Below are 23,008 nucleotides of genomic sequence, written 5' to 3' on the forward strand. Positions count from 1 at the left end.
CCTGGTCTTAGCCGCTATTTCCGATCAATCAGAATCCCCTTACCAAGTGACTTTTGTTTCTTATTCGTGTTGACGAGCAGAGGCAGCATCCTCGTTTCTTTAACCATAGGAGATTTGCACAGCTGGCAGACCGGTTCCGTTTCAAATGCAAAATCGTCACGGATCCATCCCTTGCAGTCATCCTTTGCACAAGCCCATACCTCGGTCATTTCCTCCGGTACAGCTTCCATAGCATTCTTACGCGAATACATGAACACGCCTCCTTATCCCGTCTTACGAATCGTGGTCCTATTCCAGCCACAAGATGACTGAATGTTTAAAACAAAGCTGCCCTTAATGTCACACATTAAGGGCAGCGATTGTTACTTCTTACAGTTTTACAACGTTCTCAGCTTGTGGTCCACGGTTTCCTTCAACGATGTTGAATTCTACGCGTTGGCCTTCGTCCAATGTTTTGAAGCCGTCGCCTTGGATCGCGCTGAAGTGAACGAATACATCGTTACCGCCTTCAACTTCGATGAAACCGAAGCCCTTCTCTGCATTAAACCATTTAACAGTTCCTGTTTGCATGCGGGTGTACCTCCTTTAAAGATTTACATGACCTTTTTTTACTTCGTTAACGAATAAAAAAATTCACATATTGCACAAGGTTATCTGAAAATACAACCCTCTACAATATGTGAATTCAGGTCGATTTCGATATATTCTCATATTAGCACACTTCATGTGTGTTGGCAAGGTGAAGCTGAATTTGCAGGAAGATTTTTATAATTCTATCCTATGCAGAAAAGGCCTGGAATATAACCCTGCTGCAAAAAAAATATGATCCTCCTGCCTAAAAAGCCTTACTCTCTAAGCTCTGACAAGGTTTCTTCCCACCGAGCCAGCACGCCGTCAGGTTCATGAAGCTGAAATGTCACGCCAGATGTAATTTGCGCATATTTGGCAGCATCCTCGCGAACAGACTCAATGATACCTTCAAAGCGTTCCCGGGGATGGCGTGCGTTCTCCAGCTGTTCCAGCACCCTTAGTGACAGTTTAACAATATACACCGATGTGTTCTGAATACAGATCAGCGTGGCTTTTCCTGTCCGGATCAGGTTTCCCGTCGTTGTCGTTCCCGGCCAAAGGGCCAATCTCAGTGTACCTTCATCCACCGCCACCGCTTCTCCTGCACTGATCATGGCAGAGTGCGGCCAGCCGTCTTCGCCCACACTCAGCAGCAAAATGGCGTCTTTCTGCTTTTCCGGCAGATTCTTACCGTTCAGGAACTGGTACAGCTCTGCGGGCATCTTTATATTTTGCATCGTCCTGTCCTCCTTTGACCTATATTATATCATCGCATTTCACATTTTTCTTATATGTTCGCGTCAAAAAAAGGCCCCGGCTGGCCGGGACCTTCATGTTATTCATTATTGAATGGTCATGGCTCCATCAATGGCAATGGCGGTACCATTAATATAGCTGGACTCGTCAGAAGCCAGGAATGAAACCAGACTTGCCACCTCTTCCGGTTCACCCAGCCGTCCCGCTGGAATGCCTGCGGTAATCTGATCATAGTATTGCTGCGGGTTATCCGGGTACCATTTTACCGACGCATGCTTGATCATATCTGTATTGATCGGTCCGGGGCAGATGGCGTTGACATTAATGCCTTCCGCTGCATATTCAACTGCCGCATTCCGGGTCAGGCCGACCACTCCATGCTTGGCGGCTACATAACCGCCGAACGTGGCCGCTGCGATAATGCCGCCGCTGGAAGCCGTGTTGACGATGTGTCCGTATTTCTGCTCTTTCATGACTTGAAGCACATATTTTAATCCCAGAAACACGCCCTTCAAGTTAACGGCAATGACCTTATCAAACTGACCTGGCTCATAGTCCGCAAGCGGAGCTACCTGCCCCTCAATTCCGGCGTTATTAAAGAAGGCATCGATTCGACCGAATCGTTCCTTCGCGGTCTGTACATATTGTTTCACATCTTCTTCCTTGGTCACATCCGCTTTAACCGTATACACTTCTGTGCTGTCATTGGCTTTCTGGATATATTTTATCGTTTCCTGAAGTGCTTCCTCGTTCAAATCCACCAGCACCAGCTTTGCACCTTCCTGTGCAAACTTCAAGGCTGCTGCTCTTCCCAATCCTCCACCGGCGCCGGTAATGATGGCTGCTTTATCCTGTAATCTCATATCTACCTGACTCTCCTTTATAAGTTATTGGGTTCATTTATATGGATACCCTGAACGATCGAGCCATAATCATTTATAATGAAGATACGGAACATGCATGAGCAGCCCTATGTCATTTTCAACAAACCTGCTGCCGGGGTAAAGGTGAATATACATACCTTAATTACATGCATTACATGCAAATGCAAAGAAGTCACGATACTCAGGAGGTCTATTATGAAAATCAAGCTTCAAAGCCTCGGCGTTATCCTCATTGCGCTTCTTTTGTCCGGTTGCTCCGTTGTGGAGGATGTTACCCAGTCGCTGAACTACACGGATGAAGCCTCACAATTTATTAATGAAACGGTCGCCTTTGCGAACCAGGTTCCTCAATTAGCCCAGGAAGCTGCCAATAACAGCGACATTCTGGGACAGCTGAATACGCAGCTGGATCAGATGAAACAGTCGATCTCCGAGTTCAATGGTCTGGAAGCTCCTGCTTTTGCGCAAAATTTTCACGAGCAGCTCACCAGCTACAACGAAACGCTGAGTCAGCAGATTGACGAATACTCCACCCAAATTCAGAACGGAGTCACTGATTTCAAGAACACCGAGATGGCCCAGACGCTGGGTCAAATCGAAGGGGTGCTGGAACAGCTGCGCGGTTTGGGGGAGTAGCTCCATTGTAAAAGAGGATAGGGATGTTCCGCCTTGTGCGGGATCCCTATCCTTTTTGTTGGAGCTGGTGTTTCGTTGTCATAAGGGTGTGCCGGATTCAGGATACATCTCCCTCAAGAATGTCACAGACTGATGAATCAGCGCCTTCAGCACCTCGGCATCAATATCATCTACTTTGTTAATATAAACGCATGCCTTTCCGCTTGTGTGCTTGCCCAGCTGGTCCAGCAAAGCTCCCCTCTGGGAATCACCACCTGCTGCGAAATACAGGCTGATCTTGGCCTTGCGGGGAGAAAATCCAACTAGCGGCGCATCGCCTTCATGTCCCGATTCATACTTGTAATGATACGAACCGAAGCCAATAATACTGGTTCCCCACATGACTGCCGGGTATCCGGTTGTTTCTGTGAACAGATCCAGGAGACGGTACGCATCTTCCTTCTTTTTCGGAGATTCAACGGCTTCTATAAATTCAACAACACTGTCATCCGTTGGTATGGTTTTCTGTTCTGCCATTATATCCGTGTGTCTCCTTTGGTCATGTCCAAGCCCACATGAATCCGTCACGATCCCAGGCGATCCGCCCGTTGTGAAGCTTTCGAAAAGCTTTTTTTACCTCTTTAGACAGGGATGCATTTCCATTCTCATTCACAAATACAAATTGTTCGCCAAAATGCTTCCTTACATATTCAATGGCATCTTCCTGACGAAGTGTGCCTGTAAACTGAATTTCCTTCACCATCCACTCCGCTACATTGTCTGCCGTAAATTCCATCATCGTCCTCCTCTTGTTCGCCGCGATCTTTTTCTGATGTGCTTACTAGCCAGTATACCAAAACTGCGCGACAAGCTCTGTTTTGATGTAAAAGATGATTGTGCATATGTATATCGTAGGCTACAATTTAATGTACTATGTTTCAAGCTTGGAGTGTGAATGCTTTGATCAAAAGGTTTTTTTCGTACTATCGGCCCTATAAAGGGTTGTTTATTCTGGATTTTACGTGTGCCGTCATTGCGGGGCTGCTGGAGCTGGCTTTTCCGCTGGCTGTCAGTACCTTTATCGATGACCTGCTTCCCGGGCAAAATTGGCCGGTCATATTGATCGCATGTATTGTCCTGCTCTCGATCTATGCCTTGAATACGGTGCTTAATTATGTTGTCACCTACTGGGGACATATGCTCGGTATTAACATTGAAACCGACATGCGCTCCAAAATGTTCACACATATCCAGAAGCTCTCGTTCCGCTTCTTTGACAACAATAAAACCGGCCACCTGATGGGCCGTGTCACGAACGACCTGAACGATATCGGGGAAGTTGCCCATCATGGGCCGGAGGATGTGTTCATCGCTGTCATGACGCTGCTCGGTTCGTTCTCCCTGATGGCTTACATTAATCTGGAGCTGGCGCTGCTGACGTTTATCATTGTTCCGTTTATGGCCTGGCTGATCATCAAGTTCGGCAGCCGTATGACGACGACCTACCGGCAGCTGTTCCGGAATGTCGGCAATTTCAACGCCCGTATCGAAGATAATGTCGGCGGAATCCGTGTCGTTCAATCTTTTGCGAATGAAGAGCATGAGAAGAAGCTGTTCGATGAAGAGAACAAGCAGTTCCGCGCCACGAAGCTGCTTGCCTACAAAACAATGGCTAAGAGCATGTCCATCAACTATATGCTGATGCGCCTCATTACCGTATTCGTGATGATCTGCGGTGCCTGGTTCTTCATTCAGGGCAAGATCGAAATGGGCGAGTTCATGGCTTTCCTGCTGCTTTCCAATATCTTCTTCCGTCCGATCGAAAAGATTAATGCCGTGCTTGAGAGTTATCCAAAAGGCATCGCAGGCTTCAAACGGTATCTCGAAATCATGGATACCGAGCCTGAGATTGCGGACCGGCCTGACGCGGTATCTCTCTCGAACGTGAAGGGAGATATCCGTTTCGAGGGGGTATCCTTCGGATATGAGCGTAACCGGAACATACTGAACAACATCAGCCTGTCCATCCGTGCTGGTGAGACTATTGCCTTCGTTGGCCCTTCGGGTGCAGGTAAGACGACGATCTGCAGCCTCCTGCCCCGTTTTTATGAAGTGGAAGAGGGGAGTATTACGGTCGACGGTTTAGATATCCGGGATTACCAGCTTCAAAATCTGCGCAAGCATATCGGGATTGTGCAGCAGGATGTATTCCTGTTCTCAGGTACGATTCGCGAAAATATTGCTTACGGCGATCTTGCCGCCACGGACAAGCAGATCTGGGAAGCGGCGCGCCGGGCTTCACTGGATGATCTCATCCAGAGTCTCCCGGAAGGCATGGACACCGTCATCGGTGAGCGCGGCGTGAAGCTGTCCGGCGGACAGAAGCAGCGGTTATCCATCGCCCGTATGTTCCTGAAAAACCCGCCGATTCTCATTCTGGACGAAGCCACTTCGGCTCTGGATACAGAGACCGAAGCGCAGATCCAGAAGTCGCTGGCAGAGCTGTCTGTCGGCCGAACAACACTGGTGATCGCACACCGGCTGACGACGATTCAGAACGCTGACCGGATTATCGTGGTCACGAAAGACGGCATCGCCGAGCAGGGCACGCATCAGGAGCTGATGGTCTCCGGCGGAGCATACAGCCGGCTGCACCAGTTGACTTGATGTAAGCAGGCTGACGCTGCTGCTGCCATCTTCTTGAGGTGATACTTTGTACATCGTGTGCACCTCTCCTTGTGCGCATGATGCGTGGCTCGGTGCATGCCTTTGCCCAGCGAGTTATCTTAGCTTTTTCGAAATAAGCTTGTTTTCCAAGCTTATTTCACTAAAATTAGAAAGCATTATCTCAATAAGCCTGTTTTTCAGGCTTATTTTTTCACTTCACAGGTATTTCTCTTCTGTTGCTAGCGTTTCAGTCTTATTCTGCACTCTAGCGAGAAAAGCGGGCAAATAAGCTTGAAATTCAGGCTTAACAGCTGATCTAGAGAACTCCATGCAAAAAGGGCAAGCATCCGTTAATTGATGCTTGCCCCTTTTTTGTATCCATAGATGGCTGCTTCCCACACCCGCTTCAGCAAAGCCGCCAGTCACTCCTCACTCGAACGAATATAATGCTCGTACTCCTCCGGGGTGTCGAGATCCACCGGGACCGGTGTGTTCACATCCCAAAACTGCAGGCTGTCAGCATGACGCTGAAGAAGCGGCTTCGCTCCGGTATCTCCCTCAAGCTTTAGCAGCTCCGGGAAAAAGCGGCGGTCAAACATGACGGGATGCCCCGGCTTACCCTCATACCGCGCCTGAAGCATGCCGGATGAGCCGGCCCCAAAGGCACCGGCCATCCCTGCAAGCACGCCGGGATCCATGCCCGGCTGATCGCCAAGCAGGATCATGACTGAACCTGCACTGCAATCTTGCGCATAGGAGATACCGGCTTTGATGGAGGTGCTCATCCCATCATGTGCATCACGATTCTCGATCCATACCACCGGCAAATCCTCGCACTGCTGCTTCATGAGACTCTCCCCTGAGCCAACCACGGCAACAGAGGCATGGGGGACGGTTAATGCTTTTTTCACGACATATCGCAGCAAAGTCTCTCCCCCAATGGGAAGCAGCTGCTTGGGACGGCCCATGCGGCGGGACAGGCCTGCTGCGAGCACTAGAATAAGGAGCGGTTTATCCATGCTTCCGCCTGCCTGGCAGCACATGGCCGTTCAGCCCGGCGCTCTTGGTCGTCCTCATCGGTTGAGCGGAGGCGCCGTGCCAGTGGGACACCATCTCCGCCATAATGCTCAGCGTAATCTCTTGAGGGGTTTCCCCGCCAAGATTTAACCCGACCGGAGCATGGAGCTTGCCAAGGTGCCTGCTATTCACAAGCCCTTCGGCCTGCAGCTCCTCCATAATCCGGTTAATCCGGCTCTTGGATCCCAGAATGCCCATATAGACTACGTCTTCATGAGGCAGCAGCTGCCCCGCCGCAGCGATATCCAGCTCAAGATTGTGGGACATGACCAGCACATAGTGTCTTCGATGCAGCGGCAGCCGGGTAAAGTCACCCCTCGGCACGTGATGAAGCTCATGAGCGGCCGGGAAATTTTCCTTCACCGCTCTGGCGGTTTCATGATAGGCGACAGAGACATGCCATCCCATCATGCACGCCATCTGCGTCATCAGCTCGGCATCTGCTCCTGCCCCGATCACCGTAAGTCTCGGAACAGGCTGAATGCGCTCTGCGAAAATCTCCACTATGCCGCCTTCGATTTCTCCCTGCACAATTCCACAGCTTCCAGGAGGCAGACTAAAAGGGCCACATTTACTCCCTTCTGCTGCCTTCCACCGCTCTCCCGGAGCATAACGCTCAGGGACGTTAGAATCCAGTACGGTGCAGGCATAATACGGCACGGTACAGCGGTCCCGATCCTCATAATCTTCAAGGATGGATGCTGCTGCTTCCGGAAACTGTACTGGGTCGAACAGCTCGAGCCAGACTGTAATCGCTCCATTGCACCCTGCACCAAGACCCCACAGATCATCTTCACCGGACCGGAAATCATACACCAGCTTTTTCGGTCTGCCTTGAAGAAACACTTCGGACGCATGCGCCGCAATATCTTCCTCAATGCAGCCGCCGCTAAGGATACCGACCACCTGCCCGGAGGAGGTGATGATACATCTGGCGCCTTCCTTGCGGTAGGATGAGCCTTCCACCTGGATAATGGCAGCAATGACGCAAGGAAGGCGGTCTTCCTTACAGCGTTTAAGTGCGGCGAGCAGTTCTTTCATAGGTTGACACCTTCTTTGCAGGCAATTATGCAATAAAATTATAAAGTCAACTCTGCAGCATGTTCCATACACGTTCTGCCGAGAGCGGCAGGCGCGTTCCTCTTTTTCCGGTCGCATGGGCAATCGCATTCGCAATCGCTCCAGGTACCGGGTCCAGGGCCACTTCGCCGAGCGATTTGGCTCCCATCGGGCCGTTAGGATCGGGTTCCTGGATAAAGGCAATGTCTACATGAGGTATATCATGTGCTCCCGGCATCCGGTAATCCATCATCGACGGATTTCGAACCACGCCTTCTTCCACCTGGAAATCCTCCATCAACACCCAGCCGATGCCCTGCGCAACGGCTCCAATCACTTGTCCTTTAGCCATGGTCTCATGAATGATGGTGCCTGAGTCATGCACGGCCCAGTAGCCGATCATTCTGGTCCGCCCGGTATCCGGGTCCACCTCAACCTCCGCCACATGAGCTGCAAAAGGGTAATTGGGAGACGGGTTGCCGAAATATGTGGCATCCGGCATTTCCGTATCCGGAACATAAGTCTCTTTCACCTTGAATTCTTCGCCAGCATGCCGGGCGCGGTACCAGGCCGAGATGTCCTTCAGGGTAAATGCCTTGCCGTCGCTGTGAACCTGGCCATCCCTGAATTCCGCCCCTTCCCCATGTACCTGTGTCGCCAAAGCCTGAATCTGCCGCTGCATTTCCTGTGAGGCTTTCATAACGGCATTACCGCCCATCACCGTACTCCGGGAAGCTAAGGTACCGATGCCGAACGGATATCTGCCAGTATCACCGGATTTTACGATGATGCCGCCTTCCGGAATTCCGAGAATCTGAGCAGCAATCCGGGCGTAAGTCACAGACATGCCCTGTCCCAGCTCAATCTCACCCGTTTCAATCTCCAGCTCTCCGTCGAGGTTAATCCGCATGATCGCTGTGGAGCCGTCAAAGCGGGGGTCGATCGCCCGGAATCCGGATACGTGATTGGCCAGCGCCATGCCCAGCCCCCGGTTGGCAGGCAGCTCATTCCGCCTTTCCCAGCCGGATATTTCCTTGGCTTTATCGATGCAAAGGTCCAGATTGCAGGTATCGAGCTTGTAGCCGTGAACCGTCGTCTCACCTTGTTTTACAATATTCTTCATTCGCAGGTCCGCCGGATCCATGCCGAGTCCCAGAGCCAGTTCGTCAATGACGCTCTCTACAGCAAACAGCGTTTCCGCATTGCCGAAGCCGCGCATGCATGTCGTCGGGCTGCTGTTGGTATAGCATAAATGGCCTTCTGCTTTGATGGCCCCGAAATTATAGATACAGTCTGTACGCGTACATGCTGTAGCAAGCACGTTCGGACTCCAGTAGATCCGGGCACCGGCGTCACCGTAAACGGTCAGTTCTTTATATAAAAAAGTACCGTCCGCGGCAGCGCCGATCTCAATATCATAGGTGAGCGGCACCCGCGGGTGTGCGGTCAGCATATCCTCACTGCGGTCGAGAATCATTTTGACCGGACGGCCGGTCTTCATGGAGAGTGCTGCCGAGGTCACATGCAGCTTCAGCACATATTTGGACCCGAATGAGCCGCCAATCGGCGGAACGATGATTCTGACCTTGTCTTCCGGCAGGCCGAAACCGGCCGCATACGTCTCCCGCGCACGATAAGGTATATGCGAAGCAGCCCACAGCGTCAGCCCTTCCTCATCCGACCAGGAAGCGAGAACGCCGACAGGCTCCATATGCCCCTGATAGATACGGTTGGAGTGATAGCGGCCGCTCCGGACGATATGAGCCTCTTGTTTCGCCTGATCCATATCGCCGCGATTCACCAGCACATGCATGGGCCGGTTGCGCTCTACACCCGGGTGAATCTCCACGGCATCTTCCTGCAGTGAATCCTCGGGATCAAAGATGGCGGGAAGCTGTTCAAACTCCACCTCGATTAGCGATAAAGCCTTGTCCACCGCTTCCCGGGTTTCTGCAGCAACAACAGCGATCTCATCTCCGATGAACAGCACTTTGTCTTTGGCGAGGATGTTCCAGTCCTTGTACTTCGTCGGACCAAACTCCAGATGCGGGACGTCCTCTGCCGTCAGGACGGCAGCAACCCCCTTCACCGCCCGGGCTTTGCTCACATCCAGCCTAGTAATGCGGGCATGAGGATAAGGGCTTCGGAAGGTGCCTCCGACCAGCTGCCCTGGAAGGTTCATATCATGCAGATACCGGGTATTCCCAGTGACCTTGGCCGCCAGATCATTTTTGGATTTCTTCTGGGTCTGGATCATATCCGGGTTCCCCCTTCCTCGGCAATAACTTGTTCCACAGCGGCAATAATGCTCTGATAGCCTGTACAGCGGCACAGATTATTTTTCAGCGCAGAAGAGATATCGCCGCCGAACAGCGAGCGGTCCTGAAGCCAGGCCCACAGCGTCACCATAATACCCGGTGTGCAAAAACCGCACTGGACGCCTCCGGTTTCCAGCATGCTCTGCACCAGGCGCTGAAAATCGTCCTTTTGCGACAGTTCTTCAATCGTAACGACGTCATGCCCTTCCGCTGAAGCCGCAGGCACCAGGCAGGATACGACCGGCTTGCCGTCGATCAGCACCGTGCAGGCACCGCATTCTCCTGTCCGGCAGCCAATTTTGGTACCGGTCAGTCCCAGCTTCTCGCGGATAACGTCGGCCAGCGGCTGTGTGACATCCCCGGACACCTTATTTTCACAGCCATTTATCGTAAGATTCAATTGATGTTCATGCATACAAACACGCTTCCTTTCTTACGTATGGAGCACCGAAGGGTGAAATACCTGCTCGGGAGCCAACGTTTGCTGTAACAGACCATCCTCCTGCAAATAGGACATAAACAGCTGGATTTGAGACCAGTTCGCCTTCAGCCCGTATGGCCAAATATCGGAGTCCATCAGCTTCGCACTCTGCTCTACCGACTCCCAGATCCAAGGAGCTGACGTCTGATTCTTAATGGTTTCCAGCATTTGCGCAATGCCTTCGTTCTTGCGGTTCAGCATCAGCTGGTACAGCTGCCCAGGCAGCTCCGGATGCTGACGCACCGTTTCTTCCTTCAATGATACCAGATGCATGATTGGAAAAATGCCGGTCTTGCGGTAATAGCTGCGCTCTTCTTCCCATACATCCGGAAACAGCCGGCGCAGCACACCGCCTTCTCCGGTATCCGGGAAATAAGAGGCCGGAGGCCGGCGGGCAGTCATCACCGCATCCACTTCTCCATCCGCCAAAGCTTTAAATATGTCATCGCCTGTGCCCCTTTGGGCCGGCGTCTCAATCGGAACCCGCTCGTCACGGTAGGTGAACCAGGACATTTCATCATTGGCAATGCCCCATTCGTGACGGAAGAAACCCCGGACCCATACCGCAGCCGTCATCTGATATTCCGGAAAACCGAACTTGCGGTTTTTCAGCTGTGACGGGTGAGTCCAGGGACTGTCTGACCGCACATAAATGGCATTATGGCGGAAAGAGCGTGAGAGAAACACAGGAATCGCCGTCAGGCGCTGTTCCCCTCTGCCCAGTGCAATCAGATACGATGCCAGTGACAGCTCAGCAACATCATACACCGCTTCTGAAATCTGTTTAACGAATATTTCCTCAACACTGGCTTTCTGCGGCTCTAACCGTAAATCACCCAGCGTTTCCTGACCGGACATGATCTTTTGTGTCCGGTCGCTTTCCGACATGGCTACCGTTAATGCTTTCTCCATCCTCACACCTCATTCAGCTTGGTTTTCGGTTCCATTCCACATTAATTCAACCCAAGTACCTGTCTGGCTGCTCGTGCGGTAAATACCTTGACCATCGCACGCCGGTATTCCGCGCTTGCCCGCACATCCGAGATCGGATTGCTGCTCGCTGCATACAGCTCCGACATCCTTGTTAATTTGTCTTCATCCATCACGCCCTGCCACAGTGCCTCCTGCTCCTCAGGAAGAATGACAGGCACCGCATTGGCAGCCCCTACAGCGGCTCTTGCCCATTCCAGCTGATCCCCGCTGCTCTTAGCAATCACAGCCACCGATACGATGGAAATGTCCGTCGCCCCGCGCTGATCATGGCGCATGAAAATCTGGGGCACATGCAGGCATTCCTTCGGAACAAGCACCGACGTAATCATCTCATCCGGCGCCAGCGCCGTCTGTCTCGGGCCGAGAATGAAGTCCGAGATGGGCAGGCTGCGGCTGCCATTGACTCCGGACAATCGTATCACTGCCCGTGCTGCTGCCAGTGGTACAACCATATCGGCAGCCGGAGACGCGTTCGCCACATTGCCGCCGATGGAAGCCCGGTTCTGAACCTGCCAGCCTCCGACGATACGCGCAGCCTGCCGCAGGGAAGGAAAGGCGTCCAGCTTGTCATCCTGCCAGATCTGCGATGCGGTAACCGCCGCGCCCAGCGACAGGCCTTCTTCCGTCATTTGAATTTGTTTCAATTCCGAAATCTCCTGAATATCGAGCCAGTGTTCGGCATTCACCAATCCTTTGCGGCTGTGCCAGTCTACAAACAGATCGGTACCGCCGCATACGATTTTCGGACGATATTCCTCCATCCATTTCAGCGCTTCATCCACACTTTTCGGTTTTAGCCAAGCCATGATTTCATCACATCCTAATCCAGTGAAGTCGCCAAATCCTTGATCCATGGGAGGCTCGGCAGCGGCTCAAGCTTCACCTTGGTATCAGGGACTGCGCGTATGCTGCATAAATATCCGGCTTTGCCATCCACCAGGGCCATACACTCCTTGCATGCATTGGCCGATCGGCACGAATATCTCACTGCGAAAGAAGGCTCCTTATGTTCTCTGATCCAGAAAATCGCATCCAGGAGGCTCATTCCGTCCTTGAACGGCACCTCATAGTCCTCTGTTCGTCTTTCGGTATCCGCGTCTCCGCGAACGACATTTAACGTTACGTATGACATGTTAACGGCCCCCTTTATCGATTTGTCCCTGCTGAGGCAGCGCAATTTCCTTCATGCTCCAATCCTGCAGACCATCCAGCGCGAAGCTTGTGCTGACCGCCGTCTCGTAAGCATGATCATAATCCAGGCGGACATGGGCGCCGCGGGTTTCCCTTCTCGCCAGAGCTCCCATCACAATCGCCCGGCTCAGCTTCAGCATATTGAACAGCTCCAGCTTCTCGATCAGGCTCAGTGTAAAATGCTCTTGTCTGGCCAGCGCCGTATCCTCCACACGAACCTGGAGCTTCTCCAGGCGCTCTGCCGCCTGTTTCAGGCTCTCTTCTGTCCGCAGCGGTCCGGCGCCCTCCCACATGAGCTGCTGCAGCTCATGCTTCAGTGACAGCATGGACGTCTCATCCCGGTCTGCTTCCCGCGGATACCAGAAACGCTCCAGCCGTTCCAGCTCTGCTGCCAGTGCAGGCAGCAGATGCTCTGCCGTGCAGGATTTCCGCTGTGCCCGGACACTCGCTTCTGCAGCGATGCGTCCGGTCACCAGTGCTTCCGTAATCGCATTGCCAGACAGCCGGTTCGCACCATGCATGCCATAGATCAGCTCTCCGCAGGCATATAAGCCTGGAACGGTCGTCTCCATCTGCTCATTCACCTGAATGCCGCCCATCGTAAAGTGCGCCATCGGTGCAACCTCGACCATGTCTTTTGTCAGATCGATTCCCTGGCCAATCAGAATATCGATGACCGGACCGAAAGCTTCCTTCAGCTTCTCTTCCGGCACCATCCGGAAATCGAGATATGCTCCGCCATGCGGCGTGCCGCGGCCAGCTTCGACTTCCTTGAAAATAGCGAACGTGGTTTGATCCCGTGCAGCACTGTAAACACCGGCCACTTCACTATTGTACTTGTCCATGAATTCTTCCTCATTGCCATTCAGGAGCCTTCCTCCCAGCTTATAGCGGAACGGATCCCACATGATCGGGTCGATCCCGACAAGCGGCGGATGCAGATGGGCAATCGGGAAGAACTGCACCATCTCGATGTCTCTCAGCTCTGCACCCGCTTCTGCTGCCAGCATAAAGCCGTCGCCTGTCATATTGGATGAAGCGCTGTTGCGTTCATAGATTTCGGTCAAACCGCCAGTAGCCAGAATCACGGCACTTGCAGCAACGGTGACCGGCTGAAAACGTTCCATCGTAAAGCCGAGCGCACCGGTAACTTCGCCGTCCTCTATAACCAGCTTGGTGATCATGATGTTCTTCAGTCTCTGGATATCCTTGTTTTTCCAGATGGATTTGCGCAGTGCGGCCGAAGTGGCTCCGCCTGTATTCAAAATATCCACATACACACAGCGCCGCCGTGAATGGCCCGGAGCGACAACCTGAGAATACTTGCCGTCATCTGTCTTGGCCCACTTCACGCCATATCCGGCCAGTTCGGTAATCAGCTCAGGGCCCCGGTCTACCACAGCGCGCACAATGTCCGGCTGGGCCATACCCCGGCTGCCCTTCATCGTGTCTTCGAAATGAATATCCGGATTGTCCTCTTCGGCTTCTCCGAGAGCCACCGCTACAGTCATCTGCGCCAATATCGTTGCACCGCCGCGTCCGACCAGACTTTTATCTGCCAGAACGACGCTTGCTCCTTCATCCGCTGCAGCTTTGGCTGCGATCATGCCCGCAGCGCCTGAGCCAATCACGAGCACATCAGTTTGTATATTCAAAGGATTCATCAGTACCGCCCCTGTTCTTGTTAGGATTGACGTGATAGGGATTTGCCGATGGCCTGCACCGTAATCCCGGCCTGCTTCAAGGAAGCATTGATTTGTTGAGCAAATTCCAGTGCATGAGCGCCGTCACCATGGATGCAGACCGTATCGGCCTGGATTGCGACATCACTACCCTGCCGTGACAGCACTTTTCCCTCGTTCACCATCCGTATGACCTGCCCTGCAGACTCCTCATCACTTTCAATCATGGCATCCGGCTGGCGCCGGGAAGTCAGGGAACCGTCCGATTGGTACGTACGGTCAGAGAAAACCTCGCTGGCTGTGCGGAGTCCAAGCTTCTCCCCTGCCTTCACCAGCTCACTGCCGGCAAGACCGAACAGAATGAGAGCAGGGTCTACGCTGTAGACCGCCTCGGCAATCGCCTCAGCCAGCCCCGGATTACCTGCCGCCATATTGTAAAGCTCTCCATGTGCTTTCACATGCTGCATCACAGCACCCTCAGCACGTACAAAACCTGACAGCGCGCCGATTTGGTACACAACCATGTCATACGCTTCCTGCGGCGTAATGTCCATTCTGCGGCGGCCAAAGCCAATCAGGTCCTGCAGGCCCGGATGAGCACCGATTGCTACACCCTTCTCCAGTGCCAGCTTGACCGTCTTGCGCATCGTTCCGGCATCTCCGGCATGGAATCCGCAGGCAATATTGGCTGAGGTCACATGCTCCAAAATCTCGGCATCCCGTCCCAGTGTATATGCTCCAAAGCTTTCGCCCATATCACAGTTCAAATCCACAAATTTCATCTTGTTTCCTCCTCATTACACGAAATACATGCGTATGCTCTTTCGTAAAAAGCGCAGGTTCAGGCTTGCCATCAGCTGGATTTCCTGTGCTTCCTGCAGAGTGACCGGCTGAAACCGAATGCTGCTGCCGATTTGTGATTGTGCAAGCAGCGGCAGATCCGCTGTAATGACCTGCGCCACCTTGGGATAACCTCCCGTGGTCTGGCGGTCCGCCATCAGCACGATCGGGTTCCCGTCAGGCGGAACCTGCACCGTGCCGAACGTGACCGGCTCCGACAAAAGCTCCTGCTGCTTTACCTTATGCAGCGGCTTGCCGGCAAGCCGGTAGCCCATCCGGTCGGACTGCGGCTGAACGATAAATTCCGCCGAGTGCAAATCTTTTAGACTCTCTTCTTCAAACCAGGACTGCTGCGCGCCGGGAAGGATCCGGATCACCGGATGCTTCCCGTAATCCGGCAGCATCTCATAGGAAACGCTCCAGCCTACTGTCCCGAACGGTTCTCCTTCTTCCATGCGGGCCTGAATGCCGCCTGCTATAAGTTCTCCCAGCTCTGTTGGCTGCTGAACTGGCAGACGGTCTTCCGCCTGCAGCGATCTCCCCTGATAACCGCCAATCCCGGCGCGGAGATAGGTCGAGCGGCTGTTCATCTGATGCGGAACATTCAGTCCGCCAGCTGCAGCCAGATACCCCCGGCAGCCCTGTCTGGAAGATCCGAACCGGAGAACGGCTCCAGCAGGTATGTATACCGGTCTCCATAGAGGTACGGCTTTACCGCCTATGCTGGGTGACAAGTCTGCTCCGCATACAGCAATGACAGCCGCACGCTCAAACTCCAGCACTGGGCCGATGACCGTCATTTCCAGCGTCGCTTCGTCTCCCGTGTTTCCAACCAGCAGGTTGGCGGCCTGATGGGCAAAGTGATCCATAGCACCGCTGACGATGACACCATACTGCTGATACCCGGTTCTGCCGCCGTCCTGAACGGTGGACAGCAATCCGGGCTTATGAACATAAATACTCATGATGGCCTTTACTCCCTCCACTCCTCATACTCTTTGCGGGAAATCGGATAGAATGTAATCACATTTCCCGCCTCAAGCAGGGTGGGTGGCTGCTTATGCGGTAAAAACAATGATGAAGGCGTCCGGCCGATCAGCTGCCAGCCGCCCGGTGTGCTGATCGGATAGATCCCGGTCTGCTCTCCTGCAATCCCCACCGTTCCTGCCGGAATCGACAGACGTGGCGTATCCTTGCGCGGCGCCGATATCCGCTTGTCCATGCCCCCTAAATACGGAAATCCCGGGGCAAATCCGAGCATATACACCAAATACTCTCCACTGGAGTGAATCGAGATGACGTCGTCCACAGAAAGTCCGTTCAGCTCGGCAACATGCTCCAAATCAGGACCGAACTCTTCCCCGTAGCACACAGGTATCTTCACGACACGCGGTTTGGGCACTGTGCCCTCCTGCAGAGCATCCATTATCTTCTTCAGTGTCCGTTCCACACTCTCAAACGGGTACCGAATCTCTCCCTTGCCAGAACGGCTCTTGTCCTTCAAATAGATTGCAACCGGATCATACACAACGGTAACCGAGGTGAATGCCGGAATATATTCAACCATGCCTTCAAAAGGATGCTCCGCCAAATGCTTTGAAACGGCGCGCACCTTATGATGTGTTTCGATATCAGCTTGATCTCCGAACCGGATAACCATAGCACAGTCGCCGGCCGGAGATATTTCTGCATACTGGATACCAAGCGCCTCCTTCCCCCTGATTTTCCATATTACTTCTTTTAAAATCGCTAAGACTGCAGCCAGCGCCTGGAAACTTCGTTGTCGATACCAAGCTGATCCAGGGTTCTGGATACGGTATGCATCACCATGTCGTCGATGCTTTCCGGTTTATTATAAAAAGCCGGTACTGGCGGCAGAATGACTGCTCCCATACGGGCCAGACGCAGCATATTTTCCAAATGTATTTCACTAAGCGGGGCTTCCCGCGGAATCAGAATGAGCTTTCTTTTTTCCTTGAGAACAACATCGGCAGCCCGTGAGACCAGATTGTCCGAGTACCCGTGGCTGATCGCTGCCAGGGTCTTCATGCTGCAAGGAGCGATGACCATCCCGTCGGTCTTGTACGAACCGCTGGAAATGGTTGCCGCCTGATTGAATGATGGATGCACGACGGTGGCCAGGCTTTTTACCTGATCGACGGTATAATCCGTCTCGATGACAATTGTTTTTTCTGCCCAGGTGCTGAGAACGAGATGTGTTTCAATCCCTAATTCTTTCAGGACTTCGAGCAGCTTGATCCCATAGATCGGGCCCGTAGCACCGGATATACCAACGATGATTTTCATGGATTCCTCCTAATTGTCCAGGCAGCAGCCTTCACTTTTTCCAAAAGCACAATGGAAACACGGCAGCCCCAGGTCGACGCCTGTCCAAAAAAATGGAAGGTGCATTCCCGGGGCTCATCATGTATTCAAAACTCGTTAAAACCATTTGCCTTTCTCTTCTTCATTCAAGCCGCGCAGCACTTCCAGCTTCGCCTGACTGACATCTCCGATCGGCACAACGGCTCTTGGCGGAAACACAATCGGCGGTGCAGGTTTGGTCGCATCCACGATGACTGCGCTGGACATCCGCGGTGTATTCTTGCCGTCGGCATGGTACTCCCAGTTGGTTGGGAGCAGTCCGCCGGGACCGTTCCATTTCGGAATGATCAGCAGATCGCGCTCGGCATCAAACCTTGTTCCAATCGCCCAAGCAACTTCTTCGCCGTCAAACACATTAATGTCCTCATCCACGACCACAATGTGCCGCAGATTTTCCTGCTCGGTGTTCAGGGCGGCAAAGGCTGCCTTTTTCACATCGGCTTCTCTCTCCTTATGAAGAGACAGATAGCAGTGCATCCGGGCGTAGAAAGGAACATGTACGGTTTTCAGACTTGGAACAACTTCCTTCACCGTCTGATAAATACTGCCTGAACGCGGGACACCGCCCACGACCAGATGCTCTCTGCTGGAAGCTACGATATCCTGGAAAATCGCATGGCGCCGGTGGGTGATCTTGGTGATCCGGATCGTCGGCACAGAACCGCCGCCCAGATAGTGGCCCGGCCATTCGCCGAACGGCCCTTCCACTTGATCGTAATCCGGAAGAATCTCGCCTTCGAGCACGATCTCCGAATGAGCAGGAACGAGCAGGTCACTGGTCTCTGCCTTGACGAGCTCAAGCGACTCGCCCATTAAAGCGCCAGCAGCTGCATATTCCCCGCCGACTCCCTGAATACGGGATACCGAGCCCATAATGAAGCCGGGGTGATGGCCGAGAACAATAGCGACCGGAGCCGGTTTGTTTTGCTTCTTGTATTTCTTATAGATGAGGCCGCCATGATGAGCACCGAGGAACCATACACCCATTTCTTTTTCATTAAAGATCTGGTGACGGTAAATGCCTGCATTGATTTCACCGGAATCCGGATCGCGAATGACCATCACGCCGGCTGACAGATACGGCCCGCCATCCAGTTCGTTGTGCACGGGAATTGGAAGCTTGGACAGATCCACATCCTGTTCTTCAATGACGACTTCTTTCACCGCAGCTGCCGAACGCTCAATCTCGGTCGGAGGGATCGGGGACTGCAGCTTTTCTCCATATACCCGTGGAATATCCTGCACGTCACACCCCAGGTACAGGGCAATCCGCTCGTAGGAAGTCAGGACATTGGAGATACAGGAATGCTCGGATCCCTCAACATCGGTAAACAGCAGTCCAGGATATTTGCCATCCTGCGCCAGGCGGGAAGCATAAGCCGTAATGCCGAACCTTGGATTAACCGGCTGGTCGACCACCTGCAGGCTTTCCGGGTAAGCTTCCGTTAAATTTTTCAGATACGTTCTCAGATCTTTTGCCATGTTAGATACACCGCCTTATGGGAGTAGTGTTAAGTCTACAGTCTCTTCAAACGGGATTTCTTCACTGATGGCACCCAGTTCGATTTGTGTACCAGCCACCATATCTGCGGCTTCTTTCGTCACTTTCAGGTCAGCCGGAATTTTGGCAAGCTGATTTTCGATCGCTGTCAGCAGAACATCATCCGAAAGCTGTTCAAATTCATTCTTCATCGGCTCTACAACGCTTTGAGGGTCTTCTTTGGCCCGGTCAAACACTTCTTTGTTCACTTTCAGGAAAGACTTCATCGCTTCCTGATTCTGTTCTACCCAGTCCGTCTTGGCCATAACAACAATGCCCGCGTACTCAAACGGCGGATCGTATAATACCCGGTAGTCTCCGGATGCAAGCATCTGCGAAATCGTCGGCTCGGACACCATACCTCCGGCAGCCTTTCCGCTTTCAATCGCTGCCAGCATGGTTGCGCCGCTGCCGCCGTTAATGATCTGTGCGTCGGTCTCCGGGTTCAGGCCTTCTCCTTCCAGGCCTGCACGCAAGCCGGTATCCGACAAGCTGCCTACCTTGGTCACTGCGAGAACCTGATCCTTCACGTCAGCAATGCTTTGATATGGCGCATCCTTCTTCACGACCAGGGAGTAACCTACCCCATTGTAAATTTCACCGTATGCTTTTACGCCGAGACCATTCTTCTGTTGTCTGAGCACATGCTCATAAGAGCCAAGGTTAATGTCGATGCTGCCGCCAACCAGGGCCTGAACCGCATCTGCTCCAGAGTTGAAGCACGTCTTCTCTACCTTCAGGTTCTCTTTCTCGAATGAGCCGTCATTGATCGCAATTTGTGTCAGCAGCGGCGTCATCCCGCCGCACACCAGACCAACCTTGACGGAAGCCGTACCTCCGGATGAAGGCGTGTCTGTACCATCAGCCGGTGCAGCGCTATCGCTGCCGCAGGCTGTAACCGCCAGCAGCGACAGGCCGAGCAAAGATGAAAATACCGATTTTTTCAAGTTCATGGTTAAATTCCTCCTAATGGGTGGACTAGAATTGTTCATCTCTTAACGTGTACAGCGATTTAACGGTATTTCAATAACCTCCGCTCCAGCTGAACCACAAACTGCTCCAAAATGACTGCAATCATCATAATCAGAAACAATCCTGTAAAAATACCGGTGGTATCGAGCATGCCGGACGAGTAGGTGATATAGTAACCCAGACCGCGGCTGGCACCGACCAGTTCGGCAATCACCGATCCAATCAAGGCCATTCCGATATTGAGACGCAGACTGGTTAAAATCCACACGGTGATAGACGGGAGAATGACCCATTTTAATTTTTGCAGCCGTCCGGCCTTGTAGGTCTTCATCATATCGAGCAGGTCTCTGTCAATGTTCCGGATGCCTTCATAAGCATTATAAAAAGCTACAAAGATAACCATAGCTACAACCATCAGAATCTTTGACGACATTCCGATACCGAACCAGACGATAAACAATGGCGCCAGGGATACCCGGGGAAGGCTGTACAGAGCCATGATGTACGGGTACACCCAACGTTCAAAAATACCGCTGTACGCGAGCACAATCCCAAGCAGCGTACCTGCCACCATACCGATAATCAATCCGAAGATGGCTTCCTGCAGGGTGACGCTCACATGGAACCACAAGGTCCCTTTGGCCGTCATTTCTGCCACACGCTCAAGAATCAAGGACGGCTTGCTGATCCAAAACTCGTTGAACACTCTGCCTGAGCAGATTTCCCATAAACCCAAAATGAGAATGCCCAGAATAATTCTTCCGGACCAGACCTTCAGGGGGCTGTATTCTGCTGCATCACTCATTGTTCATTCCCCTCTCTATCCTCATCGGACATGCAGTGCCAGATCTCACGCTGGAGCTGCTTAAACCGGCTGTCGAATCGAATATCGTAAAAAGGGCGGGGACGTTCCAGCGTGACATCAAATTCCGCCTTGATCTTTCCGGGACGGTTGGTCATCACAATGACCCTGTCCGATAACGATATTGCTTCTTCAATATCGTGTGTGATGAAGAGCACGCTTTTGCCGACCTGTTCCCAGATTTTCAAAAATTCTTCCCCGATCTTGACCCGGGTCTGCGCATCCAGCGGTCCGAATGGCTCATCCATTAAATACAGTCCAGGATCATAGGCAAAGGTACGGGCCAGAGCAACCCTTTTCTTCATACCTCCGGAAAGCTGTTTCGGATAAAAGTGCTCAAATTCATGAAGTCCGACCATCTTCAGCAGCCGTCTCACTTCAGCAGCCTGATCGGATTTTGACAGCCCTTTGATCTCAAGCGGCAGGCGTACATTGTCATAGACGGTCTTCCATGGCAGAAGCGCATCGTTCTGAAACACCATCCCGACTTCTCCGGTCACTCCCTCAATCGGCTTTCCGTCCAGCAGCGCCTGTCCCCCGGCTGGCTTCAGCAGTCCTGAGGCTACTTTAAGCAGCGTGGATTTTCCGCAGCCGCTGGGCCCTACCACGGACACGAACTCACCATCTTTAACGGCCATATTGACATGTTCAAGTGCCGTGGTGCTCTTTCCCTTGGCGGTGTAACGAACGGTTAGATCCTGTACCTGCAGCTTCCATTTATCCTGATTCATGTCGTGTTCTCCCATCCGCTGTTCATAATCAACACTCCCTGGTCTGTATAACGTTTATTCTAATCACTCACGGCTAGACTGACATTATTAAATTCCGTAATTCGGAATTATAGTTCCGAATTTCAATCCCGATATATACGACCATTATAGTGGGTTTTAACAGAAAAGCAAGAACAATTTTCACTTTATGCCAGGAAACTGCTTGTTCTTCCAATGCAATTCATCCCTGCACTTGATTAAGCAGCTATTAAAGCTTACTATTTGTCTAAGAAAAGGTTTACTTTACCAGGAGGAACTTCGGCAACGTGCAGAATAAAAACAAAACTGTGATCCGATCCATGGATCTGCTCAATCTCTTTCAAAACCATCTCAAACTCAGCATCAATGACATGACCAAGCTGTCCGGCATTCCCAAAACATCGGTTCATCGCATGATCGGCTCCCTCGAACAGATGGGCTTTCTCTGCAAGGATGAAGATGGACAATACACACTGGGACTGCTGTTTCTGCAATTTGGTAATCTCGTGGCAGAGCGTCTGGACATCCGGAACATATCGCTCCAGGTGATGGAGAAGCTGCGGGATGATATCGGAGAAGCCGTTCACCTAGTCCTGCGGGACGGGGAAGAGACCATGTATATTGAAAAGCTGGACACTCATCATCCTGTCAGGCTGTTCACCAAAATCGGCAAAAAAGCACCCTTGTATGCAGGTGCTTCTTCGAGAACGATTTTGGCATTTATGCCGCAGGAGGAACGGGAGGCCTATCTGGAATCTGTTGTTCTGAAACCGATCGGCTGCGGAACCATGACCGATAAGGACAAGCTTCGTGCATCGCTGGAACGCAGTCAGCGTGACGGTTACAGCTTCAGCCGCTCTGAGCTGGAAAACTACACCGCTGAGCTGAGCGTCCCTATATTTGATCATACCGGTCAAGCCATCGCTGCGCTCAGTATCGCTGGCCTGGAGGTGCGCTTCGACGAAGAGCATATGCCGGAGCTCATCACCAAAATCAAAGCGGCAGCTCATGAAATTTCAAGCAAACTCGGCTATAACGGGCATTCATACTAATTACATTCTCATCCGTAGGTTGAAATTACACACAGGTCCACTTCGATTGAGAACCATCTTCCGATCGCTGTTATCCCCAGATTTTTTGAATTGATACCCACATAAGGGTAAATCCGGGGATAAAGGCGAACGCTTCGCTTCTCCAGATCGGTTCTCACTCTACGTTAAACATGTGAATTTTAATTTCATTTTATATAGCTTTCGTGTGGAAAGCTTTGAGGCTTACGCTCTCGCTAGTCCGTAATCGATGCATCCCCTCCGCTGCTTCGTGCATATCCATCCCAAAGAAGACATTAAAAAACCGCTCTTTAGTAA

The 23,008-nt window shown here is 52.2% G+C and carries 25 protein-coding genes; 3 read left to right on the top strand and 22 right to left on the bottom strand.

The window, feature by feature from the left end:
• Positions 1-14: 14 nt before the first annotated feature.
• From HII30_RS11435 to HII30_RS11450, 4 genes are all read right to left on the bottom strand, one after another.
• The gene (locus HII30_RS11435) at positions 15-251 is read right to left on the bottom strand and encodes a cold-shock protein (protein WP_169505160.1); all 237 of its coding nucleotides are present in this window, start codon (positions 249-251) and stop codon (positions 15-17) included.
• Positions 252-369: 118 nt separating this feature from the next.
• Entirely contained in the window at positions 370-570 is a 201-nt protein-coding gene (cspD, locus tag HII30_RS11440) for a cold-shock protein CspD (RefSeq protein ID WP_006207896.1), read from the bottom strand.
• A gap of 275 nt (positions 571-845) precedes the next feature.
• Positions 846-1,307 carry a PNPOx family protein gene (locus HII30_RS11445; RefSeq protein WP_169505161.1) on the bottom strand — a complete coding sequence of 154 codons (462 nt, stop codon included), beginning with the start codon at positions 1,305-1,307 and terminating at the stop codon, positions 846-848.
• Positions 1,308-1,412: 105 nt separating this feature from the next.
• Positions 1,413-2,189: a glucose 1-dehydrogenase gene (locus HII30_RS11450; protein WP_169505162.1), complete on the bottom strand. Its 777-nt coding sequence runs from the start codon at positions 2,187-2,189 to the stop codon at positions 1,413-1,415.
• 216 nt (positions 2,190-2,405) lie between these two features.
• Between HII30_RS11450 and HII30_RS11455 the strand changes: the two genes are divergently transcribed.
• Positions 2,406-2,846, top strand: coding sequence for a DUF6376 family protein (locus HII30_RS11455; RefSeq protein WP_169505163.1), 441 nt, complete (start codon positions 2,406-2,408; stop codon positions 2,844-2,846).
• A gap of 78 nt (positions 2,847-2,924) precedes the next feature.
• Here HII30_RS11455 and HII30_RS11460 read toward each other — a convergent pair whose 3' ends face one another.
• Together HII30_RS11460 and HII30_RS11465 are read right to left on the bottom strand one after the other, a co-directional pair.
• Positions 2,925-3,362: a DUF1801 domain-containing protein gene (locus HII30_RS11460; RefSeq protein WP_169505164.1), complete on the bottom strand. Its 438-nt coding sequence runs from the start codon at positions 3,360-3,362 to the stop codon at positions 2,925-2,927.
• A 22-nt stretch (positions 3,363-3,384) separates the two neighbouring features.
• Positions 3,385-3,621, bottom strand: coding sequence for a DUF6953 family protein (locus HII30_RS11465; protein WP_169505165.1), 237 nt, complete (start codon positions 3,619-3,621; stop codon positions 3,385-3,387).
• A gap of 164 nt (positions 3,622-3,785) precedes the next feature.
• Between HII30_RS11465 and HII30_RS11470 the strand changes: the two genes are divergently transcribed.
• Positions 3,786-5,492, top strand: a complete 1,707-nt coding sequence (locus HII30_RS11470) for an ABC transporter ATP-binding protein (protein ID WP_169505166.1) — start codon at positions 3,786-3,788, stop codon at positions 5,490-5,492.
• A gap of 422 nt (positions 5,493-5,914) precedes the next feature.
• On the opposite strand, the gene HII30_RS11475 is transcribed toward HII30_RS11470, so the two are convergent.
• The 16 genes from HII30_RS11475 to HII30_RS11550 all read right to left on the bottom strand — a co-directional run bounded on the left by HII30_RS11475 (position 5,915) and on the right by HII30_RS11550 (position 21,623).
• Positions 5,915-6,511, bottom strand: a complete 597-nt coding sequence (locus HII30_RS11475) for a nucleotidyltransferase family protein (protein WP_169505167.1) — start codon at positions 6,509-6,511, stop codon at positions 5,915-5,917.
• The gene (locus tag HII30_RS11480; protein ID WP_169505168.1) at positions 6,504-7,610 is read right to left on the bottom strand and encodes an XdhC family protein; all 1,107 of its coding nucleotides are present in this window, start codon (positions 7,608-7,610) and stop codon (positions 6,504-6,506) included. Before HII30_RS11480 ends, HII30_RS11475 begins: the two co-directional genes overlap by 8 nt.
• Before the next feature lie 46 nt (positions 7,611-7,656).
• A complete protein-coding gene (locus tag HII30_RS11485; RefSeq protein WP_169505169.1) occupies positions 7,657-9,885 on the bottom strand; it encodes a xanthine dehydrogenase family protein molybdopterin-binding subunit in 2,229 nt (742 codons plus the stop codon).
• Positions 9,882-10,361: a (2Fe-2S)-binding protein gene (locus tag HII30_RS11490; RefSeq protein ID WP_169505170.1), complete on the bottom strand. Its 480-nt coding sequence runs from the start codon at positions 10,359-10,361 to the stop codon at positions 9,882-9,884. The genes HII30_RS11485 and HII30_RS11490 overlap by 4 nt, the downstream gene beginning before the upstream one ends.
• Positions 10,362-10,379: 18 nt before the next feature.
• Positions 10,380-11,339, bottom strand: a complete 960-nt coding sequence (locus HII30_RS11495) for a substrate-binding domain-containing protein (RefSeq protein ID WP_169505171.1) — start codon at positions 11,337-11,339, stop codon at positions 10,380-10,382.
• Between the two features lie 41 nt (positions 11,340-11,380).
• A complete protein-coding gene (locus HII30_RS11500) occupies positions 11,381-12,274 on the bottom strand; it encodes an FAD binding domain-containing protein (RefSeq protein ID WP_169505172.1) in 894 nt (297 codons plus the stop codon).
• Entirely contained in the window at positions 12,241-12,552 is a 312-nt protein-coding gene (locus tag HII30_RS11505) for a 2Fe-2S iron-sulfur cluster-binding protein (RefSeq protein ID WP_169505173.1), read from the bottom strand. The genes HII30_RS11500 and HII30_RS11505 overlap by 34 nt, the downstream gene beginning before the upstream one ends.
• Position 12,553: 1 nt before the next feature.
• Positions 12,554-14,275, bottom strand: a complete 1,722-nt coding sequence (locus tag HII30_RS11510; RefSeq protein ID WP_169505174.1) for an FAD-binding protein — start codon at positions 14,273-14,275, stop codon at positions 12,554-12,556.
• Positions 14,276-14,295: 20 nt separating this feature from the next.
• Positions 14,296-15,075 (bottom strand): LamB/YcsF family protein, encoded by a 780-nt coding sequence (locus HII30_RS11515; protein WP_169505175.1) that lies wholly within the window; start codon positions 15,073-15,075, stop codon positions 14,296-14,298.
• 15 nt (positions 15,076-15,090) lie between these two features.
• On the bottom strand, positions 15,091-16,098 hold the full coding sequence (locus HII30_RS11520) for a 5-oxoprolinase subunit C family protein (RefSeq protein ID WP_169505176.1): 1,008 nt from the start codon (positions 16,096-16,098) through the stop codon (positions 15,091-15,093).
• An 8-nt stretch (positions 16,099-16,106) separates the two neighbouring features.
• A complete protein-coding gene (gene pxpB, locus HII30_RS11525) occupies positions 16,107-16,898 on the bottom strand; it encodes a 5-oxoprolinase subunit PxpB (RefSeq protein ID WP_425495993.1) in 792 nt (263 codons plus the stop codon).
• A complete protein-coding gene (locus tag HII30_RS11530) occupies positions 16,883-17,440 on the bottom strand; it encodes a UbiX family flavin prenyltransferase (RefSeq protein WP_169505179.1) in 558 nt (185 codons plus the stop codon). The genes pxpB and HII30_RS11530 overlap by 16 nt, the downstream gene beginning before the upstream one ends.
• A gap of 135 nt (positions 17,441-17,575) precedes the next feature.
• Entirely contained in the window at positions 17,576-19,000 is a 1,425-nt protein-coding gene (locus HII30_RS11535) for a UbiD family decarboxylase (protein ID WP_169505180.1), read from the bottom strand.
• Positions 19,001-19,015: 15 nt separating this feature from the next.
• Positions 19,016-20,011 (bottom strand): ABC transporter substrate-binding protein, encoded by a 996-nt coding sequence (locus HII30_RS11540; protein WP_169505182.1) that lies wholly within the window; start codon positions 20,009-20,011, stop codon positions 19,016-19,018.
• A 59-nt stretch (positions 20,012-20,070) separates the two neighbouring features.
• On the bottom strand, positions 20,071-20,835 hold the full coding sequence (locus tag HII30_RS11545) for an ABC transporter permease (protein WP_169505184.1): 765 nt from the start codon (positions 20,833-20,835) through the stop codon (positions 20,071-20,073).
• Positions 20,832-21,623 carry an ABC transporter ATP-binding protein gene (locus HII30_RS11550; protein ID WP_169505185.1) on the bottom strand — a complete coding sequence of 264 codons (792 nt, stop codon included), beginning with the start codon at positions 21,621-21,623 and terminating at the stop codon, positions 20,832-20,834. Before HII30_RS11550 ends, HII30_RS11545 begins: the two co-directional genes overlap by 4 nt.
• 305 nt (positions 21,624-21,928) lie before the next feature.
• On the opposite strand from HII30_RS11550, the gene HII30_RS11555 reads away from it, so the two are divergent.
• A complete protein-coding gene (locus HII30_RS11555) occupies positions 21,929-22,693 on the top strand; it encodes an IclR family transcriptional regulator (RefSeq protein WP_343045097.1) in 765 nt (254 codons plus the stop codon).
• Positions 22,694-23,008: the final 315 nt, after the last annotated feature.

Source organism: Paenibacillus lemnae (assembly GCF_012933385.1).
Taxonomy (GTDB): domain Bacteria; phylum Bacillota; class Bacilli; order Paenibacillales; family Paenibacillaceae; genus Paenibacillus_AQ; species Paenibacillus_AQ lemnae.